Origin of the sequence: Bradyrhizobium sp. CCBAU 45384 (genome assembly GCF_028128665.1) — a bacterium.
Lineage (GTDB): Bacteria > Pseudomonadota > Alphaproteobacteria > Rhizobiales > Xanthobacteraceae > Bradyrhizobium > Bradyrhizobium manausense.
This window is the reverse complement of the sequence record NZ_LBIZ01000101.1, coordinates 126,887-140,883: the sequence shown is the minus strand read 5'-3', so window position 1 is coordinate 140,883 and position 13,997 is coordinate 126,887. Positions and strand designations below refer to the sequence as shown.

The following is a 13,997-nucleotide window of genomic DNA, read 5'->3' as shown; positions in this document are numbered from 1 at the left end:
CATCCGGGTAAAAATTGGTCTGAGGCTGGCGGAGCAGGGGCTTCGTTCCCATATCCGGGGCGCGCTGTGAGGGCGCCAAGCAGGCAATTTCTGAAGGCGCGAGAAGCGCTTTGTGACTGTCGTTTCGCCTTGACTTGAACGATTCTCACTTATAGAAAGCGCCTCACTTAACGACAGGCGGTGAGCATCGCCAACGTCGGAACGGGCTACCCGTTTGATCCCTGAGGGGTCGCAAAGACGGGCACCAACCTCGACGAATGCCGCTCAAACGCTGTCGATAATAGCTAGGCAATGCCAGTGCGATTTTAGGTCTTCCGAGCATGTTCTCGCGAGGCCGAATTCGGATGCATGACCTCAGTGCGCGGGCCGTCGCTTTACGCTGATCGGCCCAAAGACTGCGGTCCTCTGTGGCGTCGAAGCGCTTTCCGCTCAGCGATGGAGCGGTTGGCGCGATTTGGCTTTGTGCGGATTGTTCCCGTGCGAGGCGGCCCCGTCGGGCGGGTAGCGCGACAGAATTTGCGGTCCCGGCAACGGGCTCGCGGCAAGACAGCGGACCCGCAAGGGGCTGCGATAACAAAGGGTAAGGCCAGGATGCCGACGATCAACCAGCTGATCGCTCAACCGCGTGAAGTGCAGAAGTCGCGCAAGAAGGTGCCAGCGCTGCAGCAGTCGCCGCAGAAGCGTGGCGTTTGCACGCGCGTCTACACCACGACCCCGAAGAAGCCGAACTCGGCGCTTCGTAAGGTCGCCAAGGTGCGTCTGACCAACGGTTTCGAGGTGATCGGCTACATCCCGGGTGAGGGCCATAACCTTCAGGAGCACTCGGTGGTCATGATCCGCGGCGGCCGCGTCAAGGACTTGCCCGGCGTGCGCTACCACATCCTCCGCGGCGTTCTGGATACCCAGGGCGTCAAGAACCGTAAGCAGCGTCGTTCGAAGTACGGCGCGAAGCGTCCGAAGTAAGCGGGAACCAGCTCAATGTCTCGTCGCCACTCAGCGGAAAAGCGCGAAGTTCTTCCCGATCCGAAGTTCGGGAACATCATCGTCACGAAGTTCATGAACTCGGTGATGTACGCCGGCAAGAAGTCGGTCGCGGAAGGCATCGTCTACGGTGCGTTCGGCATCATCGAATCCAAGACCAAGCAGAACCCGCTCGGCGTGTTCGAGCAGGCGCTCGAGAACGTCATGCCGACGATCGAAGTGCGCTCCCGCCGCGTCGGCGGCGCGACCTATCAGGTTCCGGTCGAAGTTCGCTCGACCCGCCGTCAGGCCCTGGGCATCCGCTGGCTGATTTCGGCTGCACGCGACCGCAACGAGAAGACCATGACCGAGCGTCTCTCGGCAGAGCTGCTGGATGCATCGAACAACCGCGGGAACGCCGTCAAGAAGCGTGAAGACGTGCACCGGATGGCGGAAGCCAACCGCGCCTTCTCGCATTATCGCTGGTAACGGCGAACCAAACGGACTCGCAAGGAACACCCCATGCCCCGCCAACATGCCATCGAGGACTACCGTAACTTCGGTATCATGGCGCATATCGACGCCGGCAAGACGACGACGACCGAGCGCATCCTCTACTACACCGGCAAGAGCCACAAGATCGGCGAAGTGCACGAAGGTGCCGCGACGATGGACTGGATGGAGCAGGAGCAGGAGCGTGGCATCACGATCACCTCGGCTGCGACCACCGCGTTCTGGAACGGCAAGCGCCTGAACATCATCGACACTCCCGGCCACGTTGACTTCACCATCGAAGTCGAGCGCAGCTTGCGCGTGCTCGACGGCGCTGTCTGCGTGCTCGACTCGAACCAGGGCGTTGAGCCCCAGACCGAGACCGTCTGGCGCCAGGGCGACAAGTACAAGGTTCCGCGCATCGTCTTCGCCAACAAGATGGACAAGATCGGTGCCGACTTCTTCAAATGTCTGGCCGACATCGTCGACCGTCTGGGTGCCAAGCCCGTCGCGATCCAGCTTCCGATCGGTGCCGAGAACAACTTCAAGGGTCTCGTCGACCTCGTGAAGATGAAGGGCGTCGTCTGGAACGACGAGTCGCTCGGCGCGAAGTTCGACTATGTCGACATTCCGGAAGACCTCGTCGACCAGGCCAAGGAATACCGCGAGAAGATGGTGGAAGCCGCCGTCGAGCTCGACGACGACGCCATGGCCGCTTACCTCGACGGCAAGGAGCCGGACGAGGCGACCCTGAAGCGCCTGATCCGCAAGGCGGTGCTGACCGGCGCGTTCTATCCCGTGCTGTGCGGCTCGGCCTTCAAGAACAAGGGCGTGCAGCCGCTGCTCGACGCGGTCGTCGACTATCTGCCGTCGCCGCTCGACGTGCCCGCGATCAAGGGCACCGACGACAAGGGCAACGAGGTCGTGCGCAAGGCGGACGACAAGGAGCCGCTGGCTCTGCTCGCTTTCAAGATCATGGACGACCCGTTCGTCGGCACCATCACCTTCTGCCGCATCTACTCCGGCGTTCTGCAGAGTGGCACCGGCGTCGTGAACTCGACCCGCGAGAAGAAGGAGCGCATCGGGCGCATGCTCTTGATGCATGCGAACAACCGCGAAGACATCAAGGAAGCCTATGCCGGCGACATCGTCGCGCTGGCTGGCCTGAAGGAAGCGCGCACCGGTGACACGCTGTGCGATCCCGACAAGCAGGTGATCCTGGAGAAGATGGAATTCCCCGAGCCGGTCATCGAGATCGCGATCGAGCCGAAGTCCAAGGCCGACCAGGAGAAACTGGGCGTGGCGCTGGCCAAGCTCGCCGCCGAGGATCCTTCCTTCCGTGTGTCGACCGACCACGAGTCCGGCCAGACCATCCTCAAGGGCATGGGCGAACTCCATCTCGACATCAAGGTCGACATCCTCAAGCGTACCTACAAGGTCGACGCCAACATCGGTGCGCCGCAGGTGGCGTTCCGCGAGCGCATCACCAAGCGCGTCGAGCACAGCTACACCCACAAGAAGCAGACCGGCGGTACCGGCCAGTTCGCGGCCGTATCGTTCATCGTCGAGCCGAACGAGCCCGGCAAGGGCTACGAGTTCGAATCGAAGATCGTCGGCGGCGCGGTGCCGAAGGAATACATTCCCGGCGTCGAGAAGGGTCTGGAGAGCGTGCTGTCGTCCGGCGTGGTCGCGGGCTTCCCCGTGGTCGACGTCAAGGTGACGCTCGTCGACGGCAAGTATCACGACGTTGACTCGTCGGCGCTGGCCTTCGAAATCGCTTCGCGCGCCTGCTTCCGCGAAGCGCTGCAGATGGGCAAGTCCGTCCTGCTCGAGCCGATCATGAAGGTCGAAGTGGTGACCCCGGAAGACTATACCGGTTCGGTCATCGGCGACCTGAATTCCCGGCGCGGTCAGATCCAGGGCCAGGACATGCGCGGCAACGCCAACGTCATCAATGCGATGGTGCCGCTCATGAACATGTTCGGTTACGTGAACAACCTGCGCTCGATGAGCCAGGGCCGCGCGACCTTCACCATGCAGTTCGATCACTACGCAGAAGCGCCGGCTAACGTGTCGGCGGAAGTCCAAAAGAAGTTTGCCTGATTGTCGTCGGTCCAGAGCTGACGATTGAACGGAGAGTCAAATGGCCAAAGCAAAGTTTGAACGTACCAAGCCGCACTGCAACATCGGCACCATCGGTCACGTCGACCATGGCAAGACGTCGCTGACCGCGGCGATCACCAAGGTTCTCGCCGAAGCCGGCGGTGCGACGTTCACCGCGTACGACCAGATCGACAAGGCGCCGGAAGAGAAGGCGCGTGGCATCACCATCTCGACCGCACACGTCGAGTACGAGACGCCGAACCGCCACTATGCGCACGTCGACTGCCCCGGCCACGCCGACTACGTGAAGAACATGATCACCGGCGCCGCCCAGATGGACGGTGCGATCCTGGTCGTGTCGGCTGCTGACGGCCCGATGCCGCAGACCCGCGAGCACATCCTGCTCGCCCGCCAGGTCGGCGTGCCCGCGCTCGTCGTGTTCCTCAACAAGTGCGACATGGTCGACGATCCGGAGCTGCTCGAACTCGTCGAGCTCGAGGTTCGCGAGCTGCTCTCCAAGTACGACTTCCCGGGCGACAAGATCCCGATCATCAAGGGTTCGGCTCTCGCCGCTCTCGAAGATTCGGACAAGAAGCTCGGCCACGACGCCATCATCGAGCTGATGAAGAACGTCGACAGCTACATCCCGCAGCCGGAGCGTCCGATCGACCAGCCGTTCCTGATGCCGGTTGAAGACGTGTTCTCGATCTCGGGCCGCGGCACCGTCGTGACCGGCCGTGTCGAGCGCGGCGTCGTCAAGGTCGGCGAGGAAATCGAGATCGTCGGTCTCCGCGCCACCCAGAAGACCACCGTCACCGGTGTCGAAATGTTCCGCAAGCTGCTCGATCAGGGCCAGGCCGGCGACAACATCGGTGCGCTGCTCCGCGGTACCAAGCGTGAAGACGTCGAGCGCGGCCAGGTGCTGTGCAAGCCGGGTTCGGTCAAGCCGCACACCAAGTTCAAGGCCGAGGCTTACATCCTCACCAAGGAGGAGGGCGGTCGCCACACCCCGTTCTTCACCAACTATCGTCCGCAGTTCTACTTCCGCACCACCGACGTGACCGGTGTCGTGCATCTGCCGGAGGGTACCGAGATGGTGATGCCGGGCGACAACATTGCGATGGAAGTGCACCTGATCGTGCCGATCGCGATGGAAGAGAAGCTCCGCTTCGCGATCCGCGAAGGTGGCCGCACCGTCGGCGCCGGCGTCGTCGCCTCGATCATCGAGTAAATACGAGAATAGGGATTGGCGGGTAGCGAATGGGGACATTCGCTATTCGCTATTCGCCACCCCCCACTAAAGAGAGACCACGGCAATGAACGGCCAAAACATTCGTATCCGTCTCAAGGCGTTCGACCATCGTATCCTCGATACGTCGACCCGCGAGATCGTGAACACGGCGAAGCGCACCGGTGCGCAGGTCCGCGGACCCATTCCGCTGCCCACCCGCATCGAGAAGTTCACCGTCAACCGTTCGCCGCACGTCGACAAGAAGAGCCGCGAGCAGTTCGAGATGCGCACTCACAAGCGCCTGCTCGACATCGTCGATCCGACCCCGCAGACCGTCGATGCTTTGATGAAGCTCGACCTGGCCGCCGGTGTCGACGTCGAGATCAAGCTCTAAGATTTTGGATCACGTTCGCACCTAGCGGACAGAAAGAACAGGAAGCACGCCGATGCGCTCCGGAGTGATCGCACAAAAGGTCGGGATGACGCGGGTCTTTACAGAGGCCGGCGAACATATCCCCGTGACCGTGCTGAAGCTCGGCAATTGCCAGGTCGTAGGCCACCGCACTGAAGAGAAGAACGGTTACGTCGCGCTCCAGCTGGGTTCTGGCAGCCGCAAGACCGTGTACATGCCCAAGGCGGAGCGCGGCCAGTTCGCGGTCGCCAAGGTCGAGCCGAAGCGCCAGGTCGAGGAGTTCCGCGTCACCGCGGACGCCATGATCCCCGTTGGCGCCGAGATCCAGGCCGATCACTTCGTCGTCGGCCAGTTCGTCGACGTCACCGGCACTTCGGTCGGTAAGGGCTTCGCCGGCGGTATGAAGCGCTGGAATTTCGGCGGTCTGCGCGCCACGCATGGTGTGTCGATCTCGCACCGTTCGATCGGTTCGACCGGTGGCCGTCAGGACCCCGGCAAGACCTGGAAGAACAAGAAGATGCCCGGCCACATGGGTGTCGACCGCATCACCACGCTGAACCTTCGCGTCGTCCAGACCGATGTCGAGCGTGGCCTGATCCTCGTCGAAGGCGCCGTTCCCGGCTCCAAGGGCGGCTGGATCCGCGTGCGCGACGCCGTCAAGAAGCCGCTGCCGAAGGAAGCTCCGAAGCCCGGCAAGTTCAAGGTTGCGGGCGGCGAAGCCGAGGCTGCGGCCCAGCAAGAGGGTGCGTGAGATGGAACTGAAGGTCACCACCCTTGAGGGTAAGGAGGCTGGCTCGGTCCAGCTGTCCGACGCCATTTTCGGCCTCGAGCCGCGCCAGGACATCATTGCGCGTTGCGTGCAATGGCAGCTCAACAAGCGCCAGGCCGGTACGCACAAGGCCAAGGGCCGCGCCGAGATCTGGCGCACCGGCAAGAAGATGTACAAGCAGAAGGGCACCGGCGGTGCTCGTCACGGCTCGGCCCGCGTGCCGCAGTTCCGCGGCGGCGGTCGTGCCTTCGGTCCGGTCGTGCGTTCGCACGCCACCGACCTGCCGAAGAAGGTCCGCGCGCTCGCTCTCAAGCATGCGCTGTCGGCCAAGGCCAAGGACGGCGATCTGCTCGTGATCGAGAAGGCCGCGCTGGAAGCCGCCAAGACCAAGGCGCTGCTCGGTCACTTCTCGGGCCTGGGCTTGACCAACGCGCTGATCATCGACGGCGCCGAGCTCAACAACGGCTTCGCCGCTGCGGCCCGCAACATCCCGAACATGGACGTGCTGCCGATCCAGGGCATCAATGTCTATGACATCCTGCGCCGTCAGAAGCTCGTTCTGACCAAGGCCGCCATCGATGCGCTGGAGGCGCGCTTCAAATGAGCAAGAACATCGAGCCTCGGCATTATGACGTGATCGTCGCCCCTGTCGTCACCGAAAAGGCGACGCTGGCATCGGAGCACAACAAGGTCCTGTTCAAGGTGGCCGCCAAGGCGACCAAGCCGCAGATCAAGGAAGCGGTCGAGAAGCTCTTCGACGTCAAGGTCAAGAGCGTCAACACGCTGGTCCGCAAGGGCAAGGTCAAGGTCTTCCGCGGCAATCTCGGCTCGCAGTCGAACACCAAGCGCGCGATCGTGACCCTCGAAGAGGGCCACCGGATCGACGTCACCACCGGTCTGTAAGGTCGCACGACGATGGCACTGAAGACATTCAATCCCACGACGCCGGGCCAGCGCCAGCTGGTGATGGTCGATCGTTCGGCGCTCTACAAGGGCAAGCCGCTCAAGGCGCTCACCGAAGGCAAGAAGTCCTCGGGTGGCCGCAACAACACCGGCCGCATCACCGTGCGCTTCCGTGGCGGTGGCCACAAGCAGACGCTGCGCACCGTCGACTTCAAGCGCGAGAAGACCGACGTTCCCGCGACCGTCGAGCGGCTGGAGTACGATCCGAACCGCACCGGCTTCATCGCCCTGATCAAGTATCAGGACGGCGAGCAGGCCTACATCCTGGCGCCGCAGCGCCTGGCCGTGGGTGACACCATCGTCGCCGGTAACTATGTCGACGTGAAGCCGGGCAACGTCATGCCGCTCGGCAACATGCCGGTCGGCACGATCATCCACAACATCGAGGTCAAGATCGGGAAGGGCGGTCAGCTCGCCCGTTCCGCCGGCACCTACGCCCAGCTGGTTGGCCGCGACCAGGACTACGTCATCATCCGCCTCAACTCGGGTGAGCAGCGCCTGGTGCACGGCCGTTGCCGCGGCACGATCGGCGCGGTGTCGAACCCGGACCACATGAACACCTCGATCGGCAAGGCCGGTCGCAAGCGTTGGATGGGCCGTCGCCCGCACAACCGTGGTGTCGCCATGAACCCGATCGACCATCCGCACGGCGGTGGTGAAGGTCGCACCTCGGGCGGTCGCCACCCGGTCACTCCGTGGGGCAAGCCGACCAAGGGCAAGAAGACCCGCACCAACAAGTCGACCAACAAATTCATTCTCCTAAGCCGCCACAAGCGGAAGAAGTAAGGAACGCCGGACATGGTTCGTTCAGTCTGGAAAGGCCCGTTCGTCGAGGGTTCTCTGCTCAAGAAGGCAGATGCCGCCCGCGCGTCCGGCCGTCACGACGTCATCAAGATCTGGAGCCGTCGCTCGACGATCCTGCCGCAATTCGTCGGCCTGACCTTCGGCGTCTACAACGGTCAGAAGCACGTGCCGGTGGCCGTCAACGAGGAAATGGTGGGTCACAAGTTCGGCGAGTTCTCGCCGACCCGGACCTTCCATGGCCACTCCGGTGACAAGAAAGCCAAGAAGGCTTGAGGATTAAACGATGAGCAAACCTAAGCGCGAACGGAGCCTCGCCGAGAACGAGGCCAAGGCGGTCGCCCGGATGCTGCGGGTGAGCCCGCAGAAGCTCAACCTGGTCGCCCAGCTCATTCGCGGCCGGAAAGCTTCCGCCGCGCTCGCCGACCTGCAGTTCTCGCGCAAGCGGATCGCGGTCGACGTGAAGAAGTGCCTGGAATCGGCGATCGCCAATGCCGAGAACAACCACGACCTCGACGTCGATGATCTCGTCGTGGCGCAGGCCTTCGTCGGCAACGGCCTCGTGATGAAGCGCTTTGCCGCCCGCGGCCGTGGCCGTTCGGGCCGTGTCTACAAACCATTTTCGCAGCTGACGATCATTGTTCGTCAGGTCGAAGCCGAAGCAGCAGCGGCTTAAGGGCCGCAGGAGAAAACGATGGGTCAAAAGATCAATCCGATCGGTCTGCGTCTCGGCATCAACCGGACCTGGGATTCCCGCTGGTTCGCCGGCAAGCAGGAATACGGCAAGCTGCTGCACGAGGACGTCAAGATCCGCGAGATCCTGCACAAGGAGCTCAAGCAGGCCGCCGTCGCCCGCATCGTGATCGAGCGTCCGCACAAGAAGTGCCGCGTCACCATCCACTCGGCTCGTCCGGGCGTGGTGATCGGCAAGAAGGGCGCCGACATCGACAAGCTGCGCAAGAAGGTCGCGGACATCACTTCGTCCGACGTCGTCATCAACATCGTCGAAATCCGCAAGCCGGAGCTCGATGCGACGCTGGTGGCCGAGTCGATCGCGCAGCAGCTGGAGCGCCGCGTGGCGTTCCGCCGTGCCATGAAGCGCGCCGTGCAGTCGGCGATGCGTCTCGGCGCGGAAGGCATCCGCATCAACTGCTCGGGACGTCTGGGCGGTGCGGAAATCGCTCGCATGGAGTGGTATCGCGAAGGCCGCGTGCCGCTGCACACGCTGCGCGCCGACATCGACTACGGCGTTGCGACCGCGTTCACGACCTTCGGCACCTGCGGCGTCAAGGTCTGGATCTTCAAGGGCGAGATCCTCGAGCACGATCCGATGGCCCAGGACAAGAGAATGGCCGAGGGCGAGACGGGTGGCAGTGGTGATCGTGGTGGCCGTCAGCGCCGCGATACGGCTGCGGCCTGATCAGCACAGGAATTTGAGGGCTTAAAGCCATGATGCAACCTAAGAAAACGAAGTTCCGGAAGGCGCATAAGGGCCGTATCCACGGCGTTGCGTCGTCGGGTGCGACGTTGGCGTTCGGCCAGTTCGGCCTGAAGGCGACCGAGCCGGAGCGCGTCACCGCGCGCCAGATCGAAGCCGCCCGCCGCGCGCTGACCCGCCACATGAAGCGCGCCGGCCGCGTCTGGATCCGGGTGTTCCCCGACGTTCCGGTGTCGAAGAAGCCGGCCGAAGTCCGCATGGGCTCCGGCAAGGGGTCGCCGGAATTGTGGGTCGCCCGCGTCAAGCCGGGCCGGGTGCTGTTCGAGATCGACGGCGTCAACACCCAGACGGCGCGCGAAGCGCTGACGCTGGCGGCCGCCAAGCTGCCGATCAAGACGCGCTTCGTCGAGCGCATTGCGGAGTAATGGCCATGGCCCAGATGAAGATCGAAGACATCCGCGCGATGAGCCCCGACCAGCAGGACGATGCCGTCCTGAACCTGAAGAAGGAGCGCTTCAACCTGCGCTTCCAGCGTGCCACAGGGCAGCTCGAGAACACCTCGCGTCTGCGCGAGGCTCGCCGCGACATCGCCCGGATCAAGACCGTCGCCGCGCAGCAGCGCGCGAAGAAGAAGTAAGGGGCTAACGGATATGCCGAAACGTACTTTGCAAGGCGTGGTCGTCAGCGACAAGACTGCCAAGACCGTCGTGGTGCGCGTCGATCGCCGCTTCACGCACCCGATCTACAAGAAGACGATCCGCCGTTCGAAGAACTACCACGCGCACGACGAGAACAACGAGTTCAAGCCGGGCGACATGGTCTGGATCGAAGAGACCAAGCCGATCTCGAAGTTGAAGTGCTGGATCGTGATCCGGGGCGAACACAAGAAAAGCGCCTGATCTGTTGGCCTCGGCCGTTCATTTGGCCGACCGACTTCAGGGAAATGTTGAGCGCCGGCTAGGCTGGCGCAAAGAGAAAGAGGACGAGGTGCATCAATGATTCAGATGCAGACCAACCTCGACGTGGCCGATAATTCTGGCGCACGCCGTGTCATGTGTATCAAGGTGCTCGGAGGCTCCAAGCGCCGCTACGCCACGATCGGCGACATCATTGTCGTCTCGATCAAGGAAGCCATTCCGCGTGGCAAGGTGAAGAAGGGCGACGTGATGAAGGCCGTCGTGGTGCGCGTCCGCAAGGACATCCGCCGCGCCGACGGTTCGGTCATCCGCTTCGACCGCAACGCCGCCGTCCTGATCAACAACCAGGCCGAGCCGGTCGGCACCCGTATCTTCGGGCCCGTGCCGCGCGAGCTGCGTGCGAAGAACCACATGAAGATCATTTCGCTCGCGCCGGAGGTGCTGTGATGGCTGCGAAGATCCGCAAGGGCGACAAGGTCGTCGTGCTGACCGGTCGCGACAAGGGCCGCACCGGCGAAGTGTTCGAAGTTCGCCCCGACGCCGGCACGGCGCTCGTGCGCGGCATCAACATGGTCAAGCGTCACCAGAAGCAGACGCAGGCCCAGGAGGGCGGCATCATCTCGAAAGAGGCGCCGATCCAACTGTCCAACATCGCGTATGTCGGCAAGGACGGAAAGCCGACCCGCGTCGGATTCAAGATTCTGGCGGACGGCAAGAAGGTTCGCATCGCCAAGAGCTCGGGAGCTGAGATCGATGGCTGAGACCGCTTACACCCCGCGCCTGCGCGCGGAATACGATGCGAAGATCCGCACGGCGCTGACCGAGAAGTTCGGTTATCAGAACGTCATGCAGGTTCCGCGTCTGGACAAGGTCGTGCTGAACATGGGCGTTGGCGATTCCGTCAACGACCGCAAGAAGGCCGAGACCGCCGCTGCCGAGCTGACCCAGATCGCCGGCCAGAAGGCGATCGTGACCTACTCGCGGATCGCGATCGCGACCTTCAAGCTGCGTGAGAACCAGCCGATCGGCTGCAAGGTCACGCTGCGCAAGGCCCGTATGTACGAGTTCATCGATCGCCTGGTGAACGTCGCGCTGCCGCGCGTCCGCGACTTCCGCGGCCTGAACCCGAAGAGCTTTGACGGCCGCGGCAACTACTCGCTCGGCATCAAGGAGCACATCATTTTCCCCGAGATCGACTTCGACAAGGTCACGGAAGCCCGCGGTATGGACATCACTGTCTGCACCACGGCCAAGACCGACGAAGAGGCGAGGGCCTTGTTGACCGCTTTCAATTTCCCGTTCCGGCAGTGAGACGCTGACCTAAAGCCTCTCAAACGCGGATACCCAGGAGCCAAGCATGGCAAAGAAGAGTTCAGTCGAGAAGAACAACCGGCGCAAGCGGATGGTGAAGAACGCCGCCCCGAAGCGCGAGCGGTTGAAGGCGATCATCGCCGACAAGACGCTGCCGATGGAGGAGCGGTTCGCCGCGACCCTGAAGCTTGCGGAAATGCCGCGCAATTCGTCGGCCACCCGCATCCGTCTGCGTTGCGAGCTGTCGGGGCGCCCACGCTCGAACTATCGCAAGAACAAGCTGTCCCGTATCGCGCTCCGCGACCTTGGCTCCAAGGGCATGGTCCCGGGCCTCGTGAAGTCGAGCTGGTAAGGAGGGTCGTTTAGATGTCTACGCACGATCCAATCAGCGATCTGATCACCCGCATCCGCAACGCGCAGATGCGCTCCAAGAGCAAGGTCTCCACGCCGGGCTCGAAGATGCGCGAGAACGTCCTCGAAGTGCTCAAGAGCGAGGGCTATATCCGCGGTTACGCGACCCTCGAGCACGCCTCGGGCCGCAGCGAGATCGAGATCGAGCTGAAGTATTTCGACGGCGAACCCGTCATCCGCGAGATCGAACGTGTCTCCAAGCCCGGGCGTCGCGTGTACGCCTCGGTGAAGAACCTGCCGCGGGTCAATAACGGGCTCGGTATTTCGGTGTTGTCGACGCCGAAGGGGATCATGGCCGACCACAGTGCGCGTGAAGCGAACGTGGGCGGTGAAGTCCTCTTCACGGTGTTCTGAGAAGGGTTTTTGATCCATGTCACGAGTTGGCAAAAAGCCTGTGGCGGTGCCGTCCGGTGTGACCGCGACCGTCGATGGGCAGACCGTCAAGATGAAGGGGCCGAAGGGCCAGCTTCAGTTCGTCGTCCATGACGACGTCGAGGTGAAGCTCGAGAACGGCCAGGTCAAGGTCAAGCCGCGGGCCGAGACCAATCGCGCGCGGGCGCTGTATGGCACCGCTCGCGCCCAGGTCGCGAATCTGGTCGAAGGCGTGACCAAGGGCTTCGAGAAGAAGCTCGAGATCACCGGCGTCGGTTACCGCGCCGCGATGCAGGGCAAGAACCTGCAGCTCGCGCTCGGTTACAGCCACGACGTGATCTATCCGATCCCGGAAGGGATCACGATCGCCGTGCCGAAGCCGACCGAAATCACGGTCTCGGGCAGCGACATCCAGCGCGTCGGCCAGGTTGCCGCCGAGATCCGCTCCTATCGTCCGCCGGAGCCCTACAAGGGCAAGGGCGTGAAGTATGTGGGCGAATTCATCTTCCGCAAGGAAGGCAAGAAGAAGTAACGGAGCCGGTCATGTCCAAAGCCAAGGTTACCAATGCCCGGCGCAAGCGGAGTGTGCGGCTGAAGCTGCGCCGCTCCGGCGGTGGTCGTCCGCGTCTGTCGGTGTTCCGCTCGTCCAAGCACATCTACGCCCAGGTCATCGACGACCTGAAGGGCGAGACGCTGGCCTCTGCCTCCTCGCTCGAGAAGGCGATGCGCGACGGCGGCAAGACCGGCGCCGACATCGATGCGGCGAAGGCGGTCGGCAAGCTGCTGGCCGAGCGCGCTGCCGAGAAGGGCGTCAAGGAAGTCGTGTTCGATCGCGGCAGCTACCTCTACCACGGGCGCGTCAAGGCTCTCGCCGACGCTGCGCGTGAGAGCGGGCTGAGCTTCTAACAGAATTTGAGGATTGAGGCGCAAGCCTCTGAAGGATTGGAAAAATGGCAGAACGCGAACAACGTGGTGGACGCGATCAACGCGGCGGCGGACGTGAACGCAAGGAGCGCGAGGAGCGCGACAGCGAGTTCGTCGACAAGCTCGTCCACATCAATCGCGTGGCCAAGGTCGTCAAGGGCGGCAAGCGCTTCGGTTTCGCAGCGCTCGTCGTGATCGGCGATCAGAAGGGCCGCGCCGGCTTCGGTCACGGCAAGGCACGCGAAGTGCCTGAGGCGATCCGCAAGGCCACCGAGTCCGCCAAGCGCAACCTGACCCGCGTGTCGCTGCGCGAGGGCCGCACCCTGCATCACGACATCGCCGGCCGTCATGGCGCTGGCCGCGTCTATCTGCGTGCAGCTCCGGCCGGTACCGGCATCATCGCCGGCGGTCCGATGCGTGCGGTGTTCGAGACGCTCGGCGTCCAGGACGTGGTGGCGAAGTCGATCGGCTCGTCGAACCCGTACAACATGGTTCGCGCGACCTTCGATGCGCTGAAGCATCAGGATAGCCCGCGCTCGGTCGCGGCGCGCCGCAACATCAAGGTGTCCACCCTCCAGGGTCGTCGCATCGGCGGCGATGCCGAGGCGGCTGCGGACTAACCAACGCTTTTCGGAGTAGATCACGATGGCCAAGGACGCCGCTAAGTCCGCAAAGACGATCAAGCTCGAGCAGACCGGCAGCGCGATCCGCCGCCATCACTCGCAGCGTTCCACGCTGATCGGGCTCAAGCTCAACAAGATCGGCCGCGTCAGCGAATTGCCGGACACCCCGGCCGTCCGCGGCATGATCGAAAAGGTTCACCATCTCGTTCGCATCGTCGACGAGAAGTAAGATAGCGCGCATGATCCCGGTTTTCGGGCCAGATCATGCGC

Annotated in this window: 24 protein-coding genes; all 24 read left to right on the top strand. The window is 63.1% G+C overall.

Annotation, left to right across the window (positions count from 1 at the left end; genetic code table 11):
• Positions 1-591 precede the first annotated feature (591 nt).
• Entirely contained in the window at positions 592-963 is a 372-nt protein-coding gene (gene rpsL, locus XH80_RS13165) for a 30S ribosomal protein S12 (RefSeq protein WP_007603006.1), read from the top strand.
• Positions 964-978: 15 nt separating this feature from the next.
• Entirely contained in the window at positions 979-1,449 is a 471-nt protein-coding gene (gene rpsG, locus XH80_RS13160) for a 30S ribosomal protein S7 (RefSeq protein WP_200455588.1), read from the top strand.
• 33 nt (positions 1,450-1,482) lie between these two features.
• Positions 1,483-3,555 (top strand): elongation factor G, encoded by a 2,073-nt coding sequence (gene fusA, locus XH80_RS13155; RefSeq protein ID WP_057745506.1) that lies wholly within the window; start codon positions 1,483-1,485, stop codon positions 3,553-3,555.
• Positions 3,556-3,595: 40 nt separating this feature from the next.
• Complete coding sequence (gene tuf / locus XH80_RS13150; RefSeq protein ID WP_194467931.1) at positions 3,596-4,786, top strand: elongation factor Tu; 1,191 nt, start codon at positions 3,596-3,598, stop codon at positions 4,784-4,786.
• Between the two features lie 85 nt (positions 4,787-4,871).
• Complete coding sequence (gene rpsJ, locus XH80_RS13145) at positions 4,872-5,180, top strand: 30S ribosomal protein S10 (protein WP_002712302.1); 309 nt, start codon at positions 4,872-4,874, stop codon at positions 5,178-5,180.
• A 52-nt stretch (positions 5,181-5,232) separates the two neighbouring features.
• Positions 5,233-5,949, top strand: a complete 717-nt coding sequence (gene rplC / locus XH80_RS13140; protein WP_188104661.1) for a 50S ribosomal protein L3 — start codon at positions 5,233-5,235, stop codon at positions 5,947-5,949.
• A gap of 1 nt (position 5,950) precedes the next feature.
• Positions 5,951-6,571 carry a 50S ribosomal protein L4 gene (gene rplD, locus XH80_RS13135; protein WP_057745497.1) on the top strand — a complete coding sequence of 207 codons (621 nt, stop codon included), beginning with the start codon at positions 5,951-5,953 and terminating at the stop codon, positions 6,569-6,571.
• Entirely contained in the window at positions 6,568-6,870 is a 303-nt protein-coding gene (locus tag XH80_RS13130; RefSeq protein WP_057745495.1) for a 50S ribosomal protein L23, read from the top strand. Before rplD ends, XH80_RS13130 begins: the two co-directional genes overlap by 4 nt.
• Before the next feature lie 12 nt (positions 6,871-6,882).
• Complete coding sequence (gene rplB / locus XH80_RS13125; protein ID WP_057745491.1) at positions 6,883-7,716, top strand: 50S ribosomal protein L2; 834 nt, start codon at positions 6,883-6,885, stop codon at positions 7,714-7,716.
• 12 nt (positions 7,717-7,728) lie between these two features.
• Positions 7,729-8,007 (top strand): 30S ribosomal protein S19, encoded by a 279-nt coding sequence (gene rpsS / locus XH80_RS13120; protein ID WP_008136357.1) that lies wholly within the window; start codon positions 7,729-7,731, stop codon positions 8,005-8,007.
• A gap of 10 nt (positions 8,008-8,017) precedes the next feature.
• Positions 8,018-8,407 (top strand): 50S ribosomal protein L22, encoded by a 390-nt coding sequence (rplV, locus tag XH80_RS13115; RefSeq protein ID WP_057745488.1) that lies wholly within the window; start codon positions 8,018-8,020, stop codon positions 8,405-8,407.
• Positions 8,408-8,425: 18 nt separating this feature from the next.
• On the top strand, positions 8,426-9,151 hold the full coding sequence (gene rpsC / locus XH80_RS13110; protein WP_014494500.1) for a 30S ribosomal protein S3: 726 nt from the start codon (positions 8,426-8,428) through the stop codon (positions 9,149-9,151).
• A gap of 29 nt (positions 9,152-9,180) precedes the next feature.
• Positions 9,181-9,594 carry a 50S ribosomal protein L16 gene (gene rplP, locus XH80_RS13105; protein WP_008136349.1) on the top strand — a complete coding sequence of 138 codons (414 nt, stop codon included), beginning with the start codon at positions 9,181-9,183 and terminating at the stop codon, positions 9,592-9,594.
• A gap of 5 nt (positions 9,595-9,599) precedes the next feature.
• Entirely contained in the window at positions 9,600-9,806 is a 207-nt protein-coding gene (gene rpmC, locus XH80_RS13100) for a 50S ribosomal protein L29 (RefSeq protein ID WP_027520957.1), read from the top strand.
• 13 nt (positions 9,807-9,819) lie between these two features.
• Positions 9,820-10,068, top strand: coding sequence for a 30S ribosomal protein S17 (gene rpsQ, locus XH80_RS13095; protein ID WP_057745481.1), 249 nt, complete (start codon positions 9,820-9,822; stop codon positions 10,066-10,068).
• A 96-nt stretch (positions 10,069-10,164) separates the two neighbouring features.
• A complete protein-coding gene (rplN, locus tag XH80_RS13090; protein WP_008549246.1) occupies positions 10,165-10,533 on the top strand; it encodes a 50S ribosomal protein L14 in 369 nt (122 codons plus the stop codon).
• Positions 10,533-10,847 (top strand): 50S ribosomal protein L24, encoded by a 315-nt coding sequence (rplX, locus tag XH80_RS13085; RefSeq protein WP_011088142.1) that lies wholly within the window; start codon positions 10,533-10,535, stop codon positions 10,845-10,847. Before rplN ends, rplX begins: the two co-directional genes overlap by 1 nt.
• Positions 10,840-11,397, top strand: a complete 558-nt coding sequence (gene rplE, locus XH80_RS13080) for a 50S ribosomal protein L5 (protein ID WP_057745478.1) — start codon at positions 10,840-10,842, stop codon at positions 11,395-11,397. The genes rplX and rplE overlap by 8 nt, the downstream gene beginning before the upstream one ends.
• A 46-nt stretch (positions 11,398-11,443) precedes the next feature.
• Complete coding sequence (gene rpsN, locus XH80_RS13075; protein ID WP_057745473.1) at positions 11,444-11,749, top strand: 30S ribosomal protein S14; 306 nt, start codon at positions 11,444-11,446, stop codon at positions 11,747-11,749.
• A 14-nt stretch (positions 11,750-11,763) separates the two neighbouring features.
• Positions 11,764-12,162 (top strand): 30S ribosomal protein S8, encoded by a 399-nt coding sequence (rpsH, locus tag XH80_RS13070; protein ID WP_057745471.1) that lies wholly within the window; start codon positions 11,764-11,766, stop codon positions 12,160-12,162.
• Positions 12,163-12,178: 16 nt separating this feature from the next.
• A complete protein-coding gene (gene rplF / locus XH80_RS13065) occupies positions 12,179-12,712 on the top strand; it encodes a 50S ribosomal protein L6 (protein ID WP_057745468.1) in 534 nt (177 codons plus the stop codon).
• Positions 12,713-12,723: 11 nt separating this feature from the next.
• A complete protein-coding gene (rplR, locus tag XH80_RS13060) occupies positions 12,724-13,086 on the top strand; it encodes a 50S ribosomal protein L18 (RefSeq protein WP_008549238.1) in 363 nt (120 codons plus the stop codon).
• A 44-nt stretch (positions 13,087-13,130) separates the two neighbouring features.
• A complete protein-coding gene (gene rpsE, locus XH80_RS13055) occupies positions 13,131-13,724 on the top strand; it encodes a 30S ribosomal protein S5 (RefSeq protein ID WP_057745465.1) in 594 nt (197 codons plus the stop codon).
• Positions 13,725-13,749: 25 nt separating this feature from the next.
• Complete coding sequence (gene rpmD, locus XH80_RS13050) at positions 13,750-13,956, top strand: 50S ribosomal protein L30 (protein WP_057745463.1); 207 nt, start codon at positions 13,750-13,752, stop codon at positions 13,954-13,956.
• The last annotated feature ends 41 nt before the right edge of the window (positions 13,957-13,997 follow it).

What these genes read in the sequence shown, in the direction of transcription:
- rpsG (WP_200455588.1), top strand. Translation starts at nt 979, where the DNA reads ATGTCTCGTCGCCACTCAGCGGAAAAGCGCGAAGTTCTTCCCGATCCG.
- rpsS (WP_008136357.1), top strand. Translation starts at nt 7,729, where the DNA reads ATGGTTCGTTCAGTCTGGAAAGGCCCGTTCGTCGAGGGTTCTCTGCTC.
- rpsJ (WP_002712302.1), top strand. Translation starts at nt 4,872, where the DNA reads ATGAACGGCCAAAACATTCGTATCCGTCTCAAGGCGTTCGACCATCGT.
- rplF (WP_057745468.1), top strand. Translation starts at nt 12,179, where the DNA reads ATGTCACGAGTTGGCAAAAAGCCTGTGGCGGTGCCGTCCGGTGTGACC.
- rpsC (WP_014494500.1), top strand. Translation starts at nt 8,426, where the DNA reads ATGGGTCAAAAGATCAATCCGATCGGTCTGCGTCTCGGCATCAACCGG.
- rpsE (WP_057745465.1), top strand. Translation starts at nt 13,131, where the DNA reads ATGGCAGAACGCGAACAACGTGGTGGACGCGATCAACGCGGCGGCGGA.
- rpsL (WP_007603006.1), top strand. Translation starts at nt 592, where the DNA reads ATGCCGACGATCAACCAGCTGATCGCTCAACCGCGTGAAGTGCAGAAG.
- rplX (WP_011088142.1), top strand. Translation starts at nt 10,533, where the DNA reads ATGGCTGCGAAGATCCGCAAGGGCGACAAGGTCGTCGTGCTGACCGGT.
- rplD (WP_057745497.1), top strand. Translation starts at nt 5,951, where the DNA reads ATGGAACTGAAGGTCACCACCCTTGAGGGTAAGGAGGCTGGCTCGGTC.
- rpsQ (WP_057745481.1), top strand. Translation starts at nt 9,820, where the DNA reads ATGCCGAAACGTACTTTGCAAGGCGTGGTCGTCAGCGACAAGACTGCC.
- rplV (WP_057745488.1), top strand. Translation starts at nt 8,018, where the DNA reads ATGAGCAAACCTAAGCGCGAACGGAGCCTCGCCGAGAACGAGGCCAAG.
- fusA (WP_057745506.1), top strand. Translation starts at nt 1,483, where the DNA reads ATGCCCCGCCAACATGCCATCGAGGACTACCGTAACTTCGGTATCATG.
- XH80_RS13130 (WP_057745495.1), top strand. Translation starts at nt 6,568, where the DNA reads ATGAGCAAGAACATCGAGCCTCGGCATTATGACGTGATCGTCGCCCCT.
- rpsN (WP_057745473.1), top strand. Translation starts at nt 11,444, where the DNA reads ATGGCAAAGAAGAGTTCAGTCGAGAAGAACAACCGGCGCAAGCGGATG.
- rplR (WP_008549238.1), top strand. Translation starts at nt 12,724, where the DNA reads ATGTCCAAAGCCAAGGTTACCAATGCCCGGCGCAAGCGGAGTGTGCGG.
- rpsH (WP_057745471.1), top strand. Translation starts at nt 11,764, where the DNA reads ATGTCTACGCACGATCCAATCAGCGATCTGATCACCCGCATCCGCAAC.
- rplN (WP_008549246.1), top strand. Translation starts at nt 10,165, where the DNA reads ATGATTCAGATGCAGACCAACCTCGACGTGGCCGATAATTCTGGCGCA.
- rplC (WP_188104661.1), top strand. Translation starts at nt 5,233, where the DNA reads ATGCGCTCCGGAGTGATCGCACAAAAGGTCGGGATGACGCGGGTCTTT.
- rplE (WP_057745478.1), top strand. Translation starts at nt 10,840, where the DNA reads ATGGCTGAGACCGCTTACACCCCGCGCCTGCGCGCGGAATACGATGCG.
- rpmC (WP_027520957.1), top strand. Translation starts at nt 9,600, where the DNA reads ATGGCCCAGATGAAGATCGAAGACATCCGCGCGATGAGCCCCGACCAG.
- tuf (WP_194467931.1), top strand. Translation starts at nt 3,596, where the DNA reads ATGGCCAAAGCAAAGTTTGAACGTACCAAGCCGCACTGCAACATCGGC.
- rplP (WP_008136349.1), top strand. Translation starts at nt 9,181, where the DNA reads ATGATGCAACCTAAGAAAACGAAGTTCCGGAAGGCGCATAAGGGCCGT.
- rplB (WP_057745491.1), top strand. Translation starts at nt 6,883, where the DNA reads ATGGCACTGAAGACATTCAATCCCACGACGCCGGGCCAGCGCCAGCTG.
- rpmD (WP_057745463.1), top strand. Translation starts at nt 13,750, where the DNA reads ATGGCCAAGGACGCCGCTAAGTCCGCAAAGACGATCAAGCTCGAGCAG.